This is a genomic window from uncultured Fibrella sp., from assembly GCF_964250085.1.
Classification (GTDB): Bacteria; Bacteroidota; Bacteroidia; order Cytophagales; family Spirosomataceae; genus Fibrella.
The window spans coordinates 793,920-812,966 of the sequence record NZ_CAXUEC010000001.1; the positions used below are offsets into that span (position 1 = coordinate 793,920).

The 19,047-nt window shown below is 54.1% G+C and carries 13 protein-coding genes; 3 read left to right on the forward strand and 10 right to left on the reverse strand.

From position 1 onward, the window contains the following. Positions 1-3: 3 nt before the first annotated feature. Together ACFE8Q_RS03190 and ACFE8Q_RS03195 are read right to left on the reverse strand one after the other, a co-directional pair. A complete protein-coding gene (locus tag ACFE8Q_RS03190; protein ID WP_375443905.1) occupies positions 4-3,201 on the reverse strand; it encodes a SusC/RagA family TonB-linked outer membrane protein in 3,198 nt (1,065 codons plus the stop codon). A 472-nt stretch (positions 3,202-3,673) separates the two neighbouring features. Then, positions 3,674-7,777, reverse strand: coding sequence for a two-component regulator propeller domain-containing protein (locus ACFE8Q_RS03195; protein ID WP_375443906.1), 4,104 nt, complete (start codon positions 7,775-7,777; stop codon positions 3,674-3,676). A gap of 300 nt (positions 7,778-8,077) precedes the next feature. On the opposite strand from ACFE8Q_RS03195, the gene ACFE8Q_RS03200 reads away from it, so the two are divergent. After that, entirely contained in the window at positions 8,078-9,538 is a 1,461-nt protein-coding gene (locus tag ACFE8Q_RS03200; protein ID WP_375443907.1) for an ATP-binding protein, read from the forward strand. A gap of 14 nt (positions 9,539-9,552) precedes the next feature. Here ACFE8Q_RS03200 and ACFE8Q_RS03205 read toward each other — a convergent pair whose 3' ends face one another. Then, positions 9,553-10,788 carry an NADH-quinone oxidoreductase subunit D gene (locus ACFE8Q_RS03205; RefSeq protein ID WP_375443908.1) on the reverse strand — a complete coding sequence of 412 codons (1,236 nt, stop codon included), beginning with the start codon at positions 10,786-10,788 and terminating at the stop codon, positions 9,553-9,555. 263 nt (positions 10,789-11,051) lie between these two features. On the opposite strand from ACFE8Q_RS03205, the gene ACFE8Q_RS03210 reads away from it, so the two are divergent. Then, entirely contained in the window at positions 11,052-11,453 is a 402-nt protein-coding gene (locus tag ACFE8Q_RS03210) for a heme-binding protein (RefSeq protein ID WP_375443909.1), read from the forward strand. Between the two features lie 59 nt (positions 11,454-11,512). Here ACFE8Q_RS03210 and ACFE8Q_RS03215 read toward each other — a convergent pair whose 3' ends face one another. The 7 genes from ACFE8Q_RS03215 to ACFE8Q_RS03245 form a co-directional block, all read right to left on the reverse strand. Then, positions 11,513-12,556: a hypothetical protein gene (locus tag ACFE8Q_RS03215; protein ID WP_375443910.1), complete on the reverse strand. Its 1,044-nt coding sequence runs from the start codon at positions 12,554-12,556 to the stop codon at positions 11,513-11,515. Positions 12,557-12,632: 76 nt separating this feature from the next. Continuing rightward, positions 12,633-14,315, reverse strand: coding sequence for an FAD-dependent oxidoreductase (locus ACFE8Q_RS03220; protein ID WP_375443911.1), 1,683 nt, complete (start codon positions 14,313-14,315; stop codon positions 12,633-12,635). Between the two features lie 4 nt (positions 14,316-14,319). Continuing rightward, positions 14,320-15,888 carry a polyamine aminopropyltransferase gene (locus tag ACFE8Q_RS03225; protein ID WP_375443912.1) on the reverse strand — a complete coding sequence of 523 codons (1,569 nt, stop codon included), beginning with the start codon at positions 15,886-15,888 and terminating at the stop codon, positions 14,320-14,322. Continuing rightward, entirely contained in the window at positions 15,881-16,096 is a 216-nt protein-coding gene (locus tag ACFE8Q_RS03230; RefSeq protein WP_375443913.1) for a DUF350 domain-containing protein, read from the reverse strand. The genes ACFE8Q_RS03225 and ACFE8Q_RS03230 overlap by 8 nt, the downstream gene beginning before the upstream one ends. Positions 16,097-16,108: 12 nt before the next feature. Next, positions 16,109-16,315 carry a hypothetical protein gene (locus tag ACFE8Q_RS03235; RefSeq protein ID WP_375443914.1) on the reverse strand — a complete coding sequence of 69 codons (207 nt, stop codon included), beginning with the start codon at positions 16,313-16,315 and terminating at the stop codon, positions 16,109-16,111. 2 nt (positions 16,316-16,317) lie between these two features. After that, complete coding sequence (locus ACFE8Q_RS03240; RefSeq protein ID WP_375443915.1) at positions 16,318-17,688, reverse strand: DUF4178 domain-containing protein; 1,371 nt, start codon at positions 17,686-17,688, stop codon at positions 16,318-16,320. Then, positions 17,685-18,038: an S-adenosylmethionine decarboxylase family protein gene (locus ACFE8Q_RS03245; RefSeq protein WP_375443916.1), complete on the reverse strand. Its 354-nt coding sequence runs from the start codon at positions 18,036-18,038 to the stop codon at positions 17,685-17,687. The genes ACFE8Q_RS03240 and ACFE8Q_RS03245 overlap by 4 nt, the downstream gene beginning before the upstream one ends. Before the next feature lie 152 nt (positions 18,039-18,190). Here ACFE8Q_RS03245 and ACFE8Q_RS03250 point away from each other — a divergent pair, with 152 nt between their 5' ends. Continuing rightward, positions 18,191-18,943, forward strand: coding sequence for a class I SAM-dependent methyltransferase (locus ACFE8Q_RS03250; RefSeq protein ID WP_375443917.1), 753 nt, complete (start codon positions 18,191-18,193; stop codon positions 18,941-18,943). Positions 18,944-19,047: the final 104 nt, after the last annotated feature.

Genomic DNA, 19,047 nt, shown 5'->3' on the forward strand with positions numbered 1-19,047 from the left:
CGTTTACAGCGATGCGTTCAGGCCAAAGGTGAAGATGCGGGGCGTTGGATAGCGACCACTTTCAACCCCAAATTCCAGGGCACTGTTGCCGCCCACTTCAGGGTCATAGCCTGAATACCTGGTGAACGTGTACAGGTTCTGCACGTTGACATAGGCCCGGATGGCAGTCATGTGCATCTTCGACAGCAGGCTTTTAGGCAGATTATAGCCCAGCGACATGTTCTTGATCCGCATGTATGATCCGTCTTCCACGAAGCGATCAGACGCCCGGTAGTTGGCGTTCAGGCCGTTCGACGTGGTCATCCGGGGAATCAACGTACCTGGATTCGACACGATCACGTTGCTCGGAATCTGGTCGGGGTTCCTGGTCAGTCCGTCTGCGGGATCAACAGTCAACGCTGGGTTGATCACCGTCAGCTTGGCGTAGTTGGTCACCGTTTTCAGCAGGCCCTGAAGGCTGGATGGGTTCTCGAACTCCGTGCGGAGGGTATTGTAAATCTGGTTGCCGTACACGCCTTGCAGGAAGATCGACAGGTCGAAGCCCTTGTAAGAGAAGTTGTTGGTGAAGCCGTACTGGAATTTGGGCTGCGGATTACCAATGATCGTCCGGTCTTTCTCGTCGATGACGCCGTCGTTGTTCAGGTCTTTAAAGCGGTAGTCACCCAGCCATACGCGGTCGGGCGAAATCTGACCGTTCACTTCCTTTGGCAGAGCCACTTTCAACGGCTGACCACTCTCGTTTTTGAGGATATTCCCCTGCGCATCCTTCTGGTAAAAGTCAGACAACTGGTTGAACATGCCGTCGACCTGATAGCCGTACATGATACCGATCGGCTGACCTACCCGCGTTTGCGACACCACGCCGCTGGCAATGAGCGCGTCTTTGTTCACCAGGCTCACCACCCGGTTGCGGTTGAGCGAGTAAATCAGGCTGGTGCGCCATTTGAAGTCGCCCTTATCCATGTTTACGGTGTTGATCGTCAGCTCGAAACCTTTGTTTTCCAGGTCGCCCAGGTTCACGAGCGGGGCGCTGATGGCACCGGCTCCGGTAGTGCCGGCGTAGCTGGGCAGGGGCAACCGAAGCAGCAAGTCGTTGGTACGCTTCAGGTACGCGTCGGCAATAACCTCCACGCGGTACTTGAACAGGTTGATGTCGAGGCCAATATTGGTAGCTTTCGATGATTCCCAGCGCAGGTCGGGGTTGGCGATGTTGGCCGGAATAACGCCCGTGCCCCATACCGTTCTGACGTTGTTCAATGCCACGCCGTAACCGAAGTTTTCCCAGCCCTGATTACCCACCTGACCGTAACCGACGCGGAGTTTCAGGTTGTCGATCGCGGCTGGCTTGATCCGCTGAAAGAACGGTTCGTTGGTGATTTTCCAGGCTGCTGAGAACGACGGGAACGTACCCCAGCGAAAGTTCTCGCCAAAGCGCGACGAGGCATCGCGGCGCAGCGTAGCCGTCAGCAGGTAGCGGTCGCCGAACGAGTAATTGACCCGGCTGAAATACGACAGAATCGAGTTCGACCCCCGGCCGCTTGAGTTCGTCGCCGTTGAGGCATCACCGATGGGCAACTCCTGAATGTTGTTGGTGAAGAACCGGCTCCGCGCCGCCGACAGGTTCTCGTAGCTGCTCTCCTGGGCTTCGTACCCGATCAGCGCCGTCAGGTCGTGCTTCTGGCCAAAACGGTGGTTATAAGTCAGATAATCCCGAAACTGCCAGTTGAACGTGTTATCGGCCGACCGGCTGCCGCTGCTTTCGTTGGGTGGCAGCAGTGGCCCCAGATTCAGCGACGGGTTAAACAGGTAGCTATTGGTATAGCCAATGTTGGTCGACAGTTCGGCATGGTTTACCAGGCCCTTCAACGGAGTAATGTCGGCGTAAACCGTGCTCAGCAACTGCGTCTGTTTCCGATCATTTTGCCGCGAAAGAGCCTCGGCAATTACGTTTGTAGTATAGTTACCGAAGTTCTCTTCCGTTGGGAAACCCCAACTTCCATCCGGGTTACGGGCCACAATGTCGGGCCGCTGACGCAGGGCCAGGTATACCAGGTTCGACTGGGTAACGGTGATGCGCTGGTTGGTGCGACTACCGATGAGGTTGGCGCCCACTTTCAGCCAGTTAGCGGCCTGCGTTTCCACGTTCAGGCGCAGATCATACCGTTTGAAGTTCGAGCCGATGGCAATACCGTTCTGGTCGAAATAACCCGCCGACAACGCAAATTTGGTCCGGTCATTTCCGCCCGATAGCGAGAGGTGATGATTCTGCATCGGGGCAGAGCCAAACAGCTCGTTCTGCCAGCTTGTGCCCTCGCCCAGTAGGCTCGGGCTGGCGAACACTTCCCGCGCACCAAAACCCAGCAACTGCGACCGCACGTTCGAGTACTCGGCGTACTCGCGCAGGTTCATTACCGGTATCCGCTTTGGCAATTGCTGAATGCCATAGTAGGCTTCGTAGCTCACCTTGGTCTTGCCCGCCTCGCCCCGACGTGTGTTAATGATAATTACCCCATTCGACGCCCGCGATCCATAAATGGCCGTGGCCGACGCATCTTTGAGCACGTCGAGCGAAATAATATCCGACGGGTTGATCGTGGCCAGCACGTTCGACGCGCTCCCGTCTATCTGGATACCGTCGATCACGTAGAGCGGCTGGTTGTTACCGTTGATGGAGTTGATGCCCCGGATGTTTACCGTGACGCCGCCACCGGGCGTACCTGAGTTTTGGGTTACCTCAACCCCGGCCGCCCGGCCCTGCAACGCCTGCTCCAGCGTGGTATTTACCGAGCGTTTTATGTCCTGCTCCGAAATGGTCGTTTGCGCCCCCGTCAGGTTCGAGCGATCGGCTTTACCGTACCCAACAGATACGACACGTACTTCGTCGAGGCTGTTGATATCTTCCACTAACTTAACATCAACCGTAGTGCGGGTACCTACGTTAATTTCCTGCGGTACGTAGCCAATAAACGATACGTTCAGCACTTTCTGCTGACCCGTAAGCCGAATCGTATATTGCCCTTTTGCGTTGGTGCTTGTTCCTTGGCTGGTGCCTTTAATAACTACGTTTACGCCGGGCATTTCCAGCCCTTTTTCATCGGTAATTTTTCCTGTTACCAACTGCCCCTGCGCCAATAGCCGGGTAAGTCCTAACAGAAAAAAGCCGATTGAAAACAGAACTCGGTTTCTGTATTTGTTCTTCATGTTTTTTTGAGGTTAACACTCGGTTAGTGTCAGTAAGCTGCGACGTGTTAATGCTGTCAGTCACAGGTTTAGTTGATACCTCAAAATTGCAGGATAGGCTACGAACGAAGGGGTGGTAGATGTTGTGATCTGCGGTTCAACCGGTCACACGACGGGCATGGAATGTATCAAAATAATGTACGAAATGGTACATTGTTGATCTAATCCACTTTTTTTCAGGAAGATACAGGGGATGCCGATAAACCGTTTGGGTCTAAAAATGGGCTTGTTTCATCTGGGTGGAATGATATGGATCGCATGGTAGGTACGTTTGTTTGCTTAACGTTGTGAGTTGCTTTCGCATGGCCCTTCGACAGGCTCAGGGTGACAATCATACACAAGTTCGTCATCAACATCCCTGAGTTTCCTGTCACCCTGAGCCTGTCGAAGGGCCATGCGAAAGCAACTCACAACGTTAAGCAAACAAACGTACCTACGCGCTATGCTGCGGATTTCTACTGGCCGCGTACTGCGAAGGCAACACGTTGAAATGCTCTTTGAAATATTTAGCGAAATATTTTGGATTATTGAAGCCAACTTCATACGCCACTTCTGATACAGTAAGCTGACTTTTTTCCAGCAGTTGTGCGGCACGGCTCAGGCGGATAATACGAATAAACTCAACAGGCGATTTTCCGGTAAGTGACAGTAATTTCCGGTATAAATGGGCACGGCTCATGCCGAGATCATTGCTTAATTCTTCAACCGAAAAATCCGCATTGGCCATATTTTTTTCAACGAGTAAAATCGCTTTTTCAATCAGCTTCTCGTCAAGTGAGGTGATCGAGATATCACTGGCTTTGATGTTGATTGTCCGCTGAAATGTGCTGTGTTGCTGCGCCCGGCGATCAATCAGGTTTTTGATACGTACCTGGAGTAACTCGAAGCTAAACGGCTTGGTGATATAGTCATCGGCGCCCATTTCCAGGCCAGCCAGCCGCTGCTCTTCCGACGATTTGGCGGTGAGCATGATAAACGGAATATGCGAGGTGCGCTGATCGGTACGGATCTGCCGACAGAGTGTGGTGCCATCGACTTTGGGCATCATCAGGTCGCTCACAATCATGTCGGGCATCACAGCCATCGCCTTTTCCCAGCCTTCCTGGCCATCCTTCGCCTCCTCAATCTGGTAACGCTCACGCAGGTTATCGCGCAGGTACTGCCTGAAATCGTCGTTGTCTTCAACCAGCAGTAAAATCGGCTTGCCCGACTGTCTGTCGACCGGCGAGTCGGTTGGCGCTGTCCAGTTGGCGGTCGTTAGTTCTTCCGGTGAGGGCGTCAACGCGGGTTTAGGGGCCATCGTCAAGTCAACAACCGGCAACGCAACGGTGAAGCAGGAGCCGTGCAGGCCGTCGCTTTCCACGTTGATGGTGCCGCCGTGCAGCTTCACAAACTCGTTGGTAATAGCCAGTCCAATACCGCTTCCTTCATTAACGACACTGGCGGGCAAATCGGCCTGGAAGAAACGGTCGAAGATTTTGGGCTGGTTGGCCGGCGCAATGCCGATGCCGCTGTCACGTACCTGAATAATGAGTTGGTTCGGGTCAACCGTTGTGTCCAGATCAACGCTTACCACAACGGTGCCGCCTTCGGGGGTGAATTTAAAGGCGTTGGAAATGAGGTTGAACAGGATGCGTTCGACCTTGTTTTCGTCGAACATCGTCTCGAACGAGTCGGTCCACGACATGAAGGTGAACTGAATATGTTTGCTTTCCCAAAGCACTGAAAAAGACAGCGACACCTCTCTGATAAACTTCACAATGTCGCCTTCCGATAGGTTGAGGCGAACTTCCTGCACCTCCATCTGCCGAAAATCGAGCAGTTGATTCACCAGGTTCAACAGTCGTTTGGCGTTGCGATGGATCAGTTGTAGCTGCCCCTTTTCCAGACTAACCGTAGCCGACGGCTGCTTGATATACGATTCGATCGGCGTTAGGATCAGTGAAAGCGGGGTGCGGAACTCGTGACTTACGTTGGTTAGAAACTTGATTTTCAGCAGGTCAAGCTCGTGCAGGCGCAGGCTGGTTTCCCGCTCGTGCTGCGCTTTGTATTTCATCCGTTCCCGCTGCTGAATAAAGCGCCGACCTGCCCAGAAACCGCCAATCACCAGCAGGCAATACAGGATGTTGGCGGCGGTCGATTTCCAGAACGGTGGCAGAATCCGAATCGTGACGCGCGCGCCCTCCTCATTCCAGACGCCATCGCTGTTGGCCGCCATGACCCGAAATTCGTAGTCGCCGGGGTCGAGGTTGGTGTAGGTGGCCGTGCGGTTGTTCCCCTGCGTGTCGACCCAGTTTTTGTTGAACCCGTCCAGCTTGTACCGATACCGGTTTTTCAGTGAATGAAAGAAACTCAGCGCGGCAAACTGGATCGAAAAGGCATTTTCATCCGGCCCCAGCGTAATCAGCTTCGTTTCGCTAATCGACTGCGGCAGAATCACCTTCCCGTTCACTTCCTGGCCCGTTCTGACAGTGCTGTTGTTGACCTGCAAATTGACCAGTACCACCGGTGGTTTGCTGGTATTGATGCGAATCGTCGACGGGTTGATCAGGTTAAACCCGTTGACACCGCCAAAAAGAAGGTCACCAGACCGCGTCCTGAAAGCCGCCCCCTTGTTGAACTGCTTCCCCTGCAAGCCGTCGCTCTCGTCGTAGTTGATAACACGTACCTGAAGCGACTGTGCGGAGGGCTCCACACTGAGGTAAGAAATACCCTTGGTGGTCGTCACCCACAATTTTTTATACCCGTCTTCGGTAATCGTCAGGATATTGTTGTCGATCAGGCCGTCTTTCTCACGGAATACCGTAAACCTATTCGTCTTCGGGTCGTACGCGTTCAACCCATCCTGCGTGCCCACCCAGAGTAAACCCCGACTGTCCTGGCACAAGCTCAAAATGTTGTTGTTGGACAGGCTCCCCGGCGATTTGCTGGCCAGTATGTGATCGAAGTTGGCCTTCCCTTTCCGCAACACCGACAGCCCGTAACCCGTACCGGCCCAAATGTTGCCCTGCCTGTCTTCGAGCAGTGCAGTAACGTACCCAGAATAAACGCCCCGCAGATGCTGAAAGTTGGTGAACTGGCCGGTGGCCGGGTTGTAGCGGTCCAGGCCCTTGTTCAGCGTAGCGATCCAGATCGTGTGGGCCGAATCTTCCAGCACATCCCAGATACTGTTGGCCGACAGGCTGTTGGCATTGGCCGGATCGTGCTGAAAATGCCGAAACTGGCGACCATCGAAATAATCCAGGCCGCCGAAATAAGTGCCAATCCACAGTTTGTTCTGGTGGTCGACCGTCATACTTACGATCACATCGCTGCTCAGGCTGTTGGTATTTGCCGGATTATTGACGTAGCGCTTGAAGGTATTCGCGTGACGATCGAAATAGAGTAGTCCGCCGCCGTTCGTACCAACCCAGATATTGCCTGTGGCATCTTCGGCGAAGCGGTTTATGTCGTTCGTTGGCAAACTGGCGGGTTTCAACGGACTGTGCTGGTACAGGGTAAACCTGTTCACATCGGGATTATAATAGTCCACGCCCCGTTTGAACGTACCTACCCACATGGTGTTTTCGTGGTCTTTATGAAGCGTATTGACCGAGTTCTGCGCCAGGCTACGCCCGTTATCCGGGTCATTCAGGCTATACGTGACCGTCCCGTTTTTTTTGTCGATGATGTTCAACCCGCCATGATCCGTGGCAATCCAGATACGGCCGTTATCGCCAATCTCCAGGTCGCGGATGATATCGTTGTTGAGCCGGAGTGGTCGGGATTTTTTATCGATATGCGTCAGGGATTGGTCGGCTTCACTAAACTGATAAACGCCATTGTTTGTGCTGCTGGCATAGATCCAGAGGTTGCTTTCCTGGTCCCGCTTAAACCTGTATCGTTCATTGCGGGTACGTTCGGCCAGTTGAGTATTGGTATACTGAACCTGAAACGAGTTCCGATCCAGTTTGGTGAACAGCCCGTTGCGATAGATAATCCACAGATCGCCGTTCGCATCTTGCAGAAAGTCAGACATGGTTTGTCCCGATTGCGGTTTGATCAGAACCGTTTTTCGGGTACGTGGGCTGTATCGATAGAGGCCGTCTGCGTAGAGAAACCAGTAATTGCCAGCCTGATCATTTCGGATATCGTTGATACTACCGGCAGGCAACGAAAACGCCTTGAGAATCGGATCGATGGTCCGGGTAAAACGGTCAGAAACGGGGTCATACACGCAAAGACCGGCCGTAGTAAACACCCAGATTCGGCCTTTGGCATCTTCGTATAGTTTGCTGATCGAGTTGGCGGGCAACGAAGTCGAGTCAAGTTCATTGTAGGTAAACACGTTGAACGAATACCCGTCGTAGCGATTCAAACCCGACATAGTGCCCACCCACAAGAACCCCTTGCGGTCGCGCAGGATAGCCGTGACCTGGTTGTTGGAGAGGCCCTGATCGATCGTCAGGTGAGAAAAACTATACGATCTTTCCTGACTATATCCGCCTATATAACAGAGCAGCCACAGGCAGGTAAGAAAAAAACGCTGACTCATCATAGTAGGTATCAGACAGCCGCCGCTGAATGAAGTGGAAGGCTAATTTACGAACAATCTATAGGTATTGTAGGACGATTTCCTGATTTAACGCTACTTGTCAAGCCACTCGGCCCTCTCTTGAGCGCTCAGTCGCCTTTTGTCGGGTCACTAATGGGAGAGGTAAGTTACTTACTAATACAAAACAGGGTATACGGGTAACAATACGTGGACCGTAGCCTTTTTTTCGGTACATCAGCATTCCTGTCTGTGTAAATAGCTTACTAGATTACCTATATTAGCCTGTAAATTAAGCTGATGACTATGCCCACTCGTTCGTTCACGTACCGGTACTTATTAGCCCTGTTACTGATAGCAGGCTTAACTAGTTGGGGGCAGGTACTGATACAACGGCAACTGAGCGAACAGAAGAGCGATTCATGGCTGGTAAACTATGCTGGTCGGCAACGCTTCCAGAGCCAGGCTATCGTAAAAGATGCGTTACTGTTGACCGTCGGCGCGTCGATGGTCAATACCAGGCAGGTCACCGCTGAATTGACGCAGTTGCTAAACACCTGGGAGCAATACCACATCGAGCTTCGAACGGGTAAGCTAACGGCGCTCAACGTCCAGCAGGTCAACAGCACTATCGTTCAGGGGTTGTTCAAAAAGATTGAACCGCATTTTGAAGCGATCCGGATTGAAGCCCACTACCTGCTCGAGAAACCGGCCTTATCGCTTGCCGCAAAGCAACAGGCGGTTGATGCCATTCTGTCGCATGAACGCCAGTTTCTGAGTCAGATGAATCAGATTGTAGATCAGTACCAACGCGAAGCGCAGCAGAAAACCGAAGCCGCGCAGCGTAGTCAACGCATACTGATGCTGGCTACTGCATTGCTGCTTCTGTTGGAAGTTTTCCTGATCTTCAACCCTATTGTACAGACGATACGCACGAACTTCGCGCAGTTGGCAACGGCCATTCAGCAGGCACAGGCCGACAATGGTGTTTTGCAGGCGACCAATACGGCAACACAACGGACACAACAGCAGCTCCTGCGCGAATTGGGCTTGCGGCACCAGCAACAACTGAGCGAGCAGCGCATTCGAATGGCGTCGCTGGTGGAAGGGCAGGAAGATGAACGTCGCCGCCTCTCGCGTGATCTGCACGATGGCATCGGTCAAATGCTGACCGGCCTGAAATTACTGGTCGAAAACCTACAGTCGGCCCATCTGTTGCCCGCCAATGAACAACGTACCTATGCCGGGGTTAAAGAACTGGTTGTGAAAATTATTCAGGAGACACGCCAGGTATCCAACAACCTGATGCCGCCTGTCCTGTGTGATTTTGGCCTTGAGCCGGCGCTACGTTATATAGCGGAACAATCGGCCCAGCAATCGGGGCTGACCATTCGGGTGCTCTCGATTGGGGCCGATACCCGCCTGGAACAGAGCATGGAAATTGGGCTGTACCGCATTGTTCAGGAGGCCCTCACCAACACGATCAGGCACGCCAACGCAACGGATGTTGACATTGAACTCCGAATTCGCGAGAACCGGTTGCTGCTCGCGATCAGCGACAATGGCCGGGGCATTGGTCCTGCCCAGAGCGACGACGTGGTGAATGGTCAGGGACTGCACAACATGCGCCAGCGCGCCCGCCTGATGAATGGCGTACTTCGGTTTATTTCCCAGCCCGATCTGGGCACCCGCATCGTAGTCACCATTCCGCTGGAAACGGACTTGATCGAGCCGATTCCCGTTGTCGGCCACGAAGAGATGGCTTGATCAGGCACTCAAAATTACCGGTCCACTTCCCCCATCACCAGGTCGAGCGAGCCTATGACGGCCACTAAATCGGCCAGCATACCACCCCGGCTAATTTCGGCGATGACCGATAGATTGTGGAATGAACACGACCGGCAGTGAACACGCACCGGAATATCAGATCGTCCGTCGGTGCGGAAGAAGAAACCTAACTCCCCTTTTGCGCTTTCGCCCCGGAAATAATAATCACCCGCTTTGGGTCGAATCTTCTTCGGCACCATCGTCTGCGGATTATAGTCGGGCGTCCGCTTGTGATCGGTGGTGAGCCGGTCCAGGCACTGCTCAATGATGCGCACCGACTCCCAGCATTCCCGAACGCGCACATAGTTCCGGTCCCAGCAATCGCCCACCGCGCCAGCTTGCCCGGTACCAATGGGAATATCGAAATCCAGTTCGGGATATACCGAATACGCGTCAACGCGGCGCAAATCATAGCGCAGACCCGATCCACGCAGCACAGGCCCGGTACAGCCGTAATCGATGGCCACGGCCAGTGGCAAAACGCCCACATTGCCCGTCCGTTTTCTGAATATTTCGTTATCGATCAGCACCTGTTGCAACTCTACAAGCTTGGGTTTCAGGTACGTGACAAACTCGCGGCAGCGTTCCTCAAAGCCAACGGGCAGGTCATAAAATAAACCGCCGATCCAGATATAGTTGTACAGCATGCGTGCTCCGCTCACCCACTCCAGCATCCGCTGAATGTGTTCGCGGTCGCGCATGAGCCAGAGAAAGGGCGTAAAGGCCCCAATGTCAAGCCCATACGTGCCGATGGCCACAAAATGTGAAGCAATGCGGTTGAGTTCGGCCACCAGCACACGGATGTATTCGGTGCGTTTCGGAATGTCGTTTTCGATGCCCAGCATCCGTTCCACGGCCATTGCCCAGACATGTTCGCCGTTCATGGCTGCCAGGTAATCGAGCCGATCAACAAACGGAATACTTTGGTTAAAAGGCAGGTTCTGCGTGTGCGATTCGAAACAGCGGTGCAGGTAACCCAGATGCGGCACCACGTCCTGCACAATTTCGCCGCTGGTAACGATTTCCAGCCGCAACACGCCGTGGGTACTGGGGTGTTGCGGACCCATGTTCAGAATCATCTCACCTTCACCGAGTTGCTCTGATTCATAGACGTTGGGCTCCGAGGCCCGAAAATGGCCGGGGCTGTATTCGTATTGAATGCGGGATTCGAGTGGTTGTTCTGTGATCATGGCTATACAAAAGTAACAGCCATTCCGTGGGAATATGTTTGCTTGGACCAGGACGAGGATAAACGGGTGAAGTAGTAGTAGATTGGTGCGCTACGGCTTCGTGCGAAGCAACACAGTAGACGCATTCACACAGTAAAAACAGTCAACCCGTTCCAGAAAAACAACGTACCTGGTCAGTAGTTGCTACTGGTGATCTGGTAAGTAACCAGAACCAGATCATGGCTGGCATAGTTACTCCTGTTTAACACAACATTATACAGTACATGGGAATCACATTAGCACAGGCTGAACAGGCCATTGCCGCTGCCAAAGCCAAATCGACTGAATTAGGCCTAAAAATGAACATCGCCGTTGTTGACGCGGGCGCTAATTTGGTTGCGTTTGCGCGGCAGGATGGCGCTTGGTTAGGCTCGGTCGACATTTCGATCAAAAAAGCAAAAACGGCCCGCTTCTTCGATATGAACACGGGCGACCTGGGACAAGCCTCACAACCGGGCGGCTCGCTCTACAACATCGAACACTCGAATGGTGGGCTGATTACGTTTCCCGGCGGTATTCCCATCAAAGATGCTACTGGTGAAGTAATCGGTGGCATTGGGGTGTCGGGCAGCACCGTCGAGAATGACCACGCCGTTGCGCAGGCGGGTGTGGAAGGGATCAAGTAGGGCATTCAGTTTTTTCGTTGCTGTAGCGCTTCGCGCTACAGCAACGAAAAAACACACGATTAACTGCTACTCGGCAACGTACCTGCGTCGCCACGCCGCCAGATGAAGCCATCGAGGACGTAATGCGTTAGCTGAGGAAGTGCCAGTAACGGCACGATCAGCACCAGCCAACTAGAATTGGTTAGCGCGGGTAACTGCTGAAACGGTGCGAATACAGTGGCATGATCGCGCCAGACGAGCCCATCCCAGAGGCCCTCTTCCAGATAAGCGAGCAGCGCCAGAAAGCCGGTAAACAGGAGCACACCCCACACTTTGGCTTGCAGTTGGGTGGGCATAGTGCGGCGATTGCTCACCCAGATCAGGGCCATGTATGGAATACCGTGCGCCACCACGTTGAGCAGCGTGAATGTGAGGTCACCGTTGAACCAGACAATACCCACATACCACGAAAGAGCCGTGCCAAGGACGAGTCCCTGCCTGGGTACGTTCCACTCTTTACGCGTCAGATAACGCCAGATTTCCTGCCCGACATAGGCAAGCAGTAAGGCCAGATAGGCTATTCCCAAAAGTAGTTTGATCGTATCAGACGAGGTTGCCGGTAAACCGGGTTGCCAGAAATCCCCGTCGACAAACCAGTTGAAGTTGCGGTTAGGCGACAGATGCCACCATAAAATAGGGTAGAGGGTGGCGGCGTAAATCGTCCACACATCGAGGCGGGTGGTTGGCGAGTGGCGGTTATACAACTTTAGAAACCCGTATTGCTGCCGGATGAAATGGAACACCGCCACGTAGGCAAGTCCCCGCCAGAACCAGTCGGCACCGAGGCTATAGAGCAACGTACCCAGCCCGTAACAAATAACAGGAACCAGCAAAAATGTGGCTCTCTGCCGCCGAAAACGCGCCGGATCGGCATAGGTACGGAACAGCGTACTGTAGACATGCGCCACGTCGATGAGTAGTACCAGCACCACCCAGGCCGCCACCGGCATGGCGTTGCTTAGCCCGTATTGCTCCGGTAACACCGCTACTATCGCCAGCGCCACAAAAGGCGGTGCCAGAATAAATGCAGTGTCATAAGCCGGTGATTTTATCCAGGGTGACATAGTTGAGAAATTAAGGAGTTTTTTGTCATCCCGACGCAAGGAGGGATGGCAAAAGTGGTCGCTGGCTGCTATTGAATCAACGGATACGTTTACTGATAGTACTACCACCATCCAGCATCTCCCGCGCCGCACGGATGCCCTGCGAGAAGGCTTCTTCAAAAATAGAAATACCACTTAAGTCACTGTGCGCGAAATGAATACGGTTTTGAATAGGCCGACGTGCCTGCTGTCTTGCCTCGCCCCACACGAAACCGGGCGTGGGCGAAATCATGCCGTGGCCCCATACCCACACATCAGCCTGACGGATATGGTCTGACAGGCCCGGATGCGCCACTTCCAACTCCTTCACTGTTTGCCTGAGCCATTCTTCGCGGGTAGTTTGATACGCGCGCCGACGTACCTGAGCGGAATCATTGCCCGTCAATGGCCGGTAAACAGTCAATACCCGCTGGGGATTGTCGGTCAGGTGCTGGTGATTGGCCGACACGTACCCAACTGATTCTGCACCATACAGCACGTTATCCCAGCAAAGTGATTTGCCAGCGGTTTGTGGCAAGGCATCGACGGTCAGATTCACTACCACCCAGGGCGCATAGTGAAATCCGGTGGCGGTTCGGTTTGGCTCAACGCTCGCCAGCAGCCGACTTGCCACAAACTGCGGAACTGCCAGTAGCACCTTTCGGGCCCGAATCACCGTTTGGTTGCCTGTATGTACGTTTGTTACTGATACACGAACGAGGCCGGTATCGGCAAGATCAATCGAATAGGCGACGCTTTGCGACCGGATGGGCGCGTCGGCCTGCTTACGAAGGTCATTCATCAAAAAACCGTTGCCTTCGGGCCAGGTCAGCACCGCCGACGTGAGCGGCTCGCCACTGGCATCAACGCCGGTCCCTTTTCGAGAGGCGAAGTAATGCAGCCCCGCCCAGGCCGACGTTTGATCGGGGGTGCTGCCGTAATCGTCTTTGCAACTGTAGGTGATGTACCAGCGCAGATAAGGCGAGGTGAATTGTTGATCGTCCAGCCACTGGGTCATCGTGATAGTGTCGAGCTGCCGATAGGCCGGGTCGGTAGAGGAACGGTCGAGGGGAATGGCGAAGGCATCGTGGCCGTCGGCTCCTTTGGCTTTTTTTAGCGTTTCGATCAGCGTTAGAAATCGGGCGATCTGCCGCCGGTCGTCGTCGGGAATTCCCTCATTTGGAATCAGGCCATCCTGCCAGCGACCGTCCAGGAAAAGCCGCTCTTCAGGGTCGTGACAGAGGTGATAATCATTGTAGACTGGCAGGTTATTCGCAGTAAAGCCGGTTATGGTGCCTGTTTCGCGCAGAAAATCAATCAGTTCCGTATGACGAACGTCGGGTACAGGCAGGTAATGCGCCCCTAGGGGATATGCCGACACGCTGTTCCGGCCACTGGCCGAATTGCCGCCGGGTCGCGCTTCCAGTTCCAGTAAAAGGGTATGGCGAATGCCTTGCCGCCATAACCACCGCCGGGCCGACAAGCCTGCTATGCCCCCACCAATGATCAGAACGTCATAAATCGCCGGTTCAACGGCCGTAGCGGGTGTCAGCGTCTGACGTAGCCAATGCCCTGCTTTCGCATTTGGCCCTGCCAGTTGGCCAGGTACGTTTCCCCAGTCATAGTCTGCTGCCGACGTACCTGATGCACCGCCCGCCGACGTACAGCCCGGCAACAAAGGTGGCACCGTAAAAGCGCTAAGTCCCAGCGCGGTAGTCTGTATAAATCGGCGTCGGTTCATAGCGTTACTGACCGGCGTCACCCCAGTCTTCTTCAAAATACTGCACCAGCGACTGGTTATTGAGTTTATTGAGGTCGGTGGGGACTTCGGCCATGTCGGGTGGGAAATCGCGAAGGCGGCGCAAGCTGTTAGCGTCGATGAAGCGGAGGCCGGGCGGTACGGTTTGGGTACGTGGCCGGGGGGTGTCGGTGAGTGAAGCCAACACAAAACCCCACTCGCCAAACGACGGTACGTAGGCATGGTACGGCAACGTCTGAAAGCCCTCAGCCTGCATGCTATGCACCACACACCAAAAGGACCGCCGCGCCAGAAACGGCGAGGTAGACTGCACCACAACTACCGCGCCCGGAGCCAGTCGCCGGGTTAGTTCGCGGTAAAAAGCGGTGCTGTACAATTTGCCGATCGAGTAATTTGAGGGGTCAGGAAAGTCAACGATCACCACATCGTACCGGGCTGTGTCGGAACGTACCCATCCGTAGGCATCGGCATTGATAACCTGCACTTTTGACGATAACAACGCGCGTTTGTTGAGGCTGGTTAGCAAGGTGTTTTCCTGAAAAAGACGCGTCATGCCGGGGTCCAGGTCAACCAGCTTTATCGTGCTTACCTGTTGATAGCGAAGCAATTCACGAACGGCCAGCCCATCGCCGCCGCCGAGCACCAGCACGCGTTTGGCTGTGGGATTAGCCTGCATGGCCGGATGCACCAGCGCCTCGTGGTAGCGGTATTCGTCGGCCGAGCTAAACTGTAGATTGCCGTTCAAAAACAGCCGCAGATCGCGGGCGTTGCGGGTCAGCACAATACGCTGATACGGTGTGCTTTTGCTGTAGATGACAGAACTTTGATAGGTGGCCGCTTCCGCAAAGCCCATGATTCGTTCGGCCCCGGCAAAGCCAGCCAGCAAAGCCAGCGCCGCCAAGCCAGCGGCCGTCAGGAGGCCCGATCTGAACGGGCGGGTTTCGGAAAAACGGAGCAGCAGCCAGACCGCCACGCCTACGTTGAGCAGGCCAAACAGCAGCGAAGTGCGCACCAGACCCAGCATGGGCACCAGCACCAGGGGGAAAATCAGCGAGGCCAGTAGTGCGCCGATGTAGTCGAAGGTGAACACGCGCGAAACCAGGTCGCGGAAGGCTACGCGGTGTTCGAGGATACGCATGAGCAGCGGAATTTCGAGGCCCACCAGTACGCCCGTCAACCCGACCAGTGTGTAGAGGACCAGCCGGAAAGAGACCACATATTCAAACAGGACGAACAGCAACGGGGCGCTGAACCCGCCGACCAGTCCCACCAGTATTTCGATGCGCAGGAACCAGCGTAGCAGGTTCCCATCGAGCTTGTTGGACAGCCACGAACCCACGCCCATGGCAAACAGGTACGTGCCGATGATGGTTGAAAATTGCGTGACGGAGTCGCCCAGGAGGTAACTGGCCAACGTACCTGCGATGAGTTCGTAGATGAGTCCGCAGGTGGCAATGACAAAGACAGACAGTAGCAACAGCCACTGCCGCGACGCCTCGCCATCGGCCACCGATCTACTCCGCCCGCTCCCCGACCGTGTTGGCTGGTCAACCATGCGACGCCATACCGACAATGAAGGCCACCGCCAGCATAAAACCCGCCGCCATGATAGCCAGGGCTACATTCTGCTCATCGACGATCTTTTTCCAGAGGTTTTCGGGAGCTAGTTTTTCGATCGCTACAAACGAGATAATCAGAATCACGATGCCAATCAATGAGTACACAATCGAGGCGATGATGGCCTTCTGGTTGAGGTATTCCATACGAAAAGGGAGTTATTTATGATAAAAGCTGCTTCGTCCACGGTGATAGCCCCGCCCCGTTGAACCGGAGCCGTAGCCGTGTTGTTCGGTCTCGTACTTATCGTCGCCGATTAGTCGGTTGCCTGTAAATTCAGACCAGGCAAAAAAGCCCAGCAATAAGAGGAGGCACCCGAAGTAGATCGGTGATTTCGTGATAGCGGTGATGATTTTTGGTAGCATGATTATTCTTCTTCTTTCGGTCCAAAATCGCTCTGCGACCAGCGTAAATTCTCGAAGCCACTCCGGCGAAAAAGCAGGTAAATCGGGTAAATAGCCAGCAGCCCAAGAATCAGAAATACATTGCTGATCAATGACGTGTTTTGCCCCACTTTCACCGAAAAAGAGAGTTGCTGCCCATATTGGGTGTAGGGCGTTATCTCTACATGATACTGGCCCGACGGGATTTTCGATAGGGTAGCCGAGTTTTCGGTGCCGCCTTCGCTCCAGCTTTCACCGCCTTCATACCCATGATAATATTCAACGGCTTCGGTAAAGATGTAACGCTGATTGGTCTGTTCATTCACCAGTTCGGTAGCAAATTCAACCCACGTGTTGTTCACGTCAGCCTTGAATTCAAGATCAAGTGCCGTTGGACCTTTGACAGTAAACGACTGGGTACGTACCATTTTTGGAGTCGGCTGCGTCTGGGCGATCGTTGCCGAATCGATTGCCCGTTGATTGGCATCGTACCCCGTAGCAGGGACCAGCGCTATCGTAGAAAGGGTCTCCTGATGAACGGTGCTCGACGGGCGAAAGCCAATGTTGATAACGTGAATACCGATTGCCACTATCGCCGCCAGCAAGGTCAGGCGAAGGATAACCGGCCACTTTTCGGCAAACGTGTTCGGCTGAATAGCGCCTACACCGTAGGTGTCGGGTAGCTTGTCGAGGGCAATATCGAATGCCTTGGCAACCTCTTTTCCGGTTAGGTAGTCCGCTTCGTACCACTCATTCTGAACACTGTTTTTCTCATTGACCAGCATCCGGGGTGGCGCAATGTATTCTTCAATGGTCAGCCGTTCGTCTTCCAGAATATTCCAGTCGAACTCGCCAATGGCGTTCAGTAGTTCGGCTGTGTAACGGGCATAGATTCGGTAGTCGTCGCCTGCATTGTTGATCACATATGATTTGCCGTTATGAACTGAAATGGTGTAGGGATTGGCAGCCGGTTCAATCCACATCCAGTGCCCGTTAAACTCGGCAAGCTGGCGGGGAGTGCCGTCTTTTAGCAGCAACATATACTCGCGCCACCGATACGAGGTGCCTTTTTCCTGCTTCAGCATGTAGCCCGTGACACGTACCCACTCGCCCCGCAGGTAACCTTCCGAGCCAATCGCCAGAACGGGAGGTCCCCCGCCCGGCGTAGCGTTACTGGCCTTCTGAATGATCTGCGGCCTTTGCTCATACTCCGCTTTGAAGAAAGCATGGCAAGCGGGGCAGGCATAAAACGAACTGTTGGGGTCGTAATACGTCAATTCATGCTGGCAGTTGGGGCAGGTAACCGTGTCGGGTGTTGGCCAGGGCTGGGCGTTGGTAGGTAGCGAGTCGGTCATCGGCTGACGGTCTGAAGGGTAAGTTCTGTACCCGCAAAGGCCCGCAGGGTATCGGCATAAAACGTACGCACTTTGCCAGAATTATCGCGCAGGTAATTCGATAGGAACACGTCGAATGTAGCGCGGCCAAATTCGGGCCAGGTATGAATTGACACGTGCGATTCGGTCAGGCAAACCACCGCCGTAAACCCGCTATTTTCGAAGGAATGATACACCTCGCCCACCTTTGTCAGCCCCAGTTCCGCAATAAGTCGGTCAAATACCGCACGGCACGCTTCAACGTCGGTCAGCCGGTTAATGGGGGCCTCAAACGTAGCCAGCAAGTGCAGACCGGGTTGGTACGTGTTCATGCCACAAGTATAGTTGTTAAAATAATGTATACGTAATCGGTTTAGGAAGAATGGTTTTAACGGCTGAACAAGCTCGTGTATAGGTGGTTTAGTAGAGTATGTGTCAGCAATACCAGAGAAGCATACTTTACAGGATCACCCCCTAACGACCCATGCGACCAAACTTTCTTTGCGTCCTTCTTATCGGCCTGACTGCCTGCAACCGGCCACAGTCAGCTAACCAGACAACGGCTAAAACTGACAGCACGCCACCGAAAACCCAGCAGACGAGTTTTTACGCCGAAAAAACGCCTGCCTACGATGGAATTGGCCGAACGTACCTGGGCCGGGAAATTTCGCAGGTAATGGGTCATCTGGGTGCCGAATGGCTCGAACGTCCCGAGCGGCAGCAGGAAGAACGTACCGATTTATTGCTGGACGCGCTCGCCCTGAAACCAACTGACGTAGTGGCTGACATTGGTGCCGGAACCGGCTATTTCAGCTTTCGGCTGGCGCGGGCGGTGCCGCAGGGTAAAGTGCTGGCGGTAGATATTCAGCCCGAGATGATCGAGTACCTCAACGACGGGAAGAAGAAGGAAAATCTCACGAACGTAGAGCCAGTCCTCGGCACAATCACCGACCCCAAACTACCCGCCAACAGCGTGGACCTGGCTCTGATGGTCGATGCCTACCACGAATTCTCGAATCCTCGCGAAATGGGCATCGCCCTGGCTAGGTCGCTGAAGCCCGGCGGCCGGATCGTGCTGGTTGAATACCGCGCCGAAGATCCGAACGTACCCATCAAGGAGCATCATAAAATGAGCGTGATGCAGGCCACCCGCGAAATGACCGCCATTGGTCTCAAACTCCTGAAAAACGATAGCCGCCTCCCCCAGCAACACGTGCTGATCTTCGGGAAGAAGTAGAAGGAAGTTTCAGGGCTCAGGGTTGCAAGGTGCTTCGCGTGCGGGCTACCCCCACCCCCCTGAAGGGGGCTATTGCGCTGCAACACAACGTCGCGGAGCTTTAG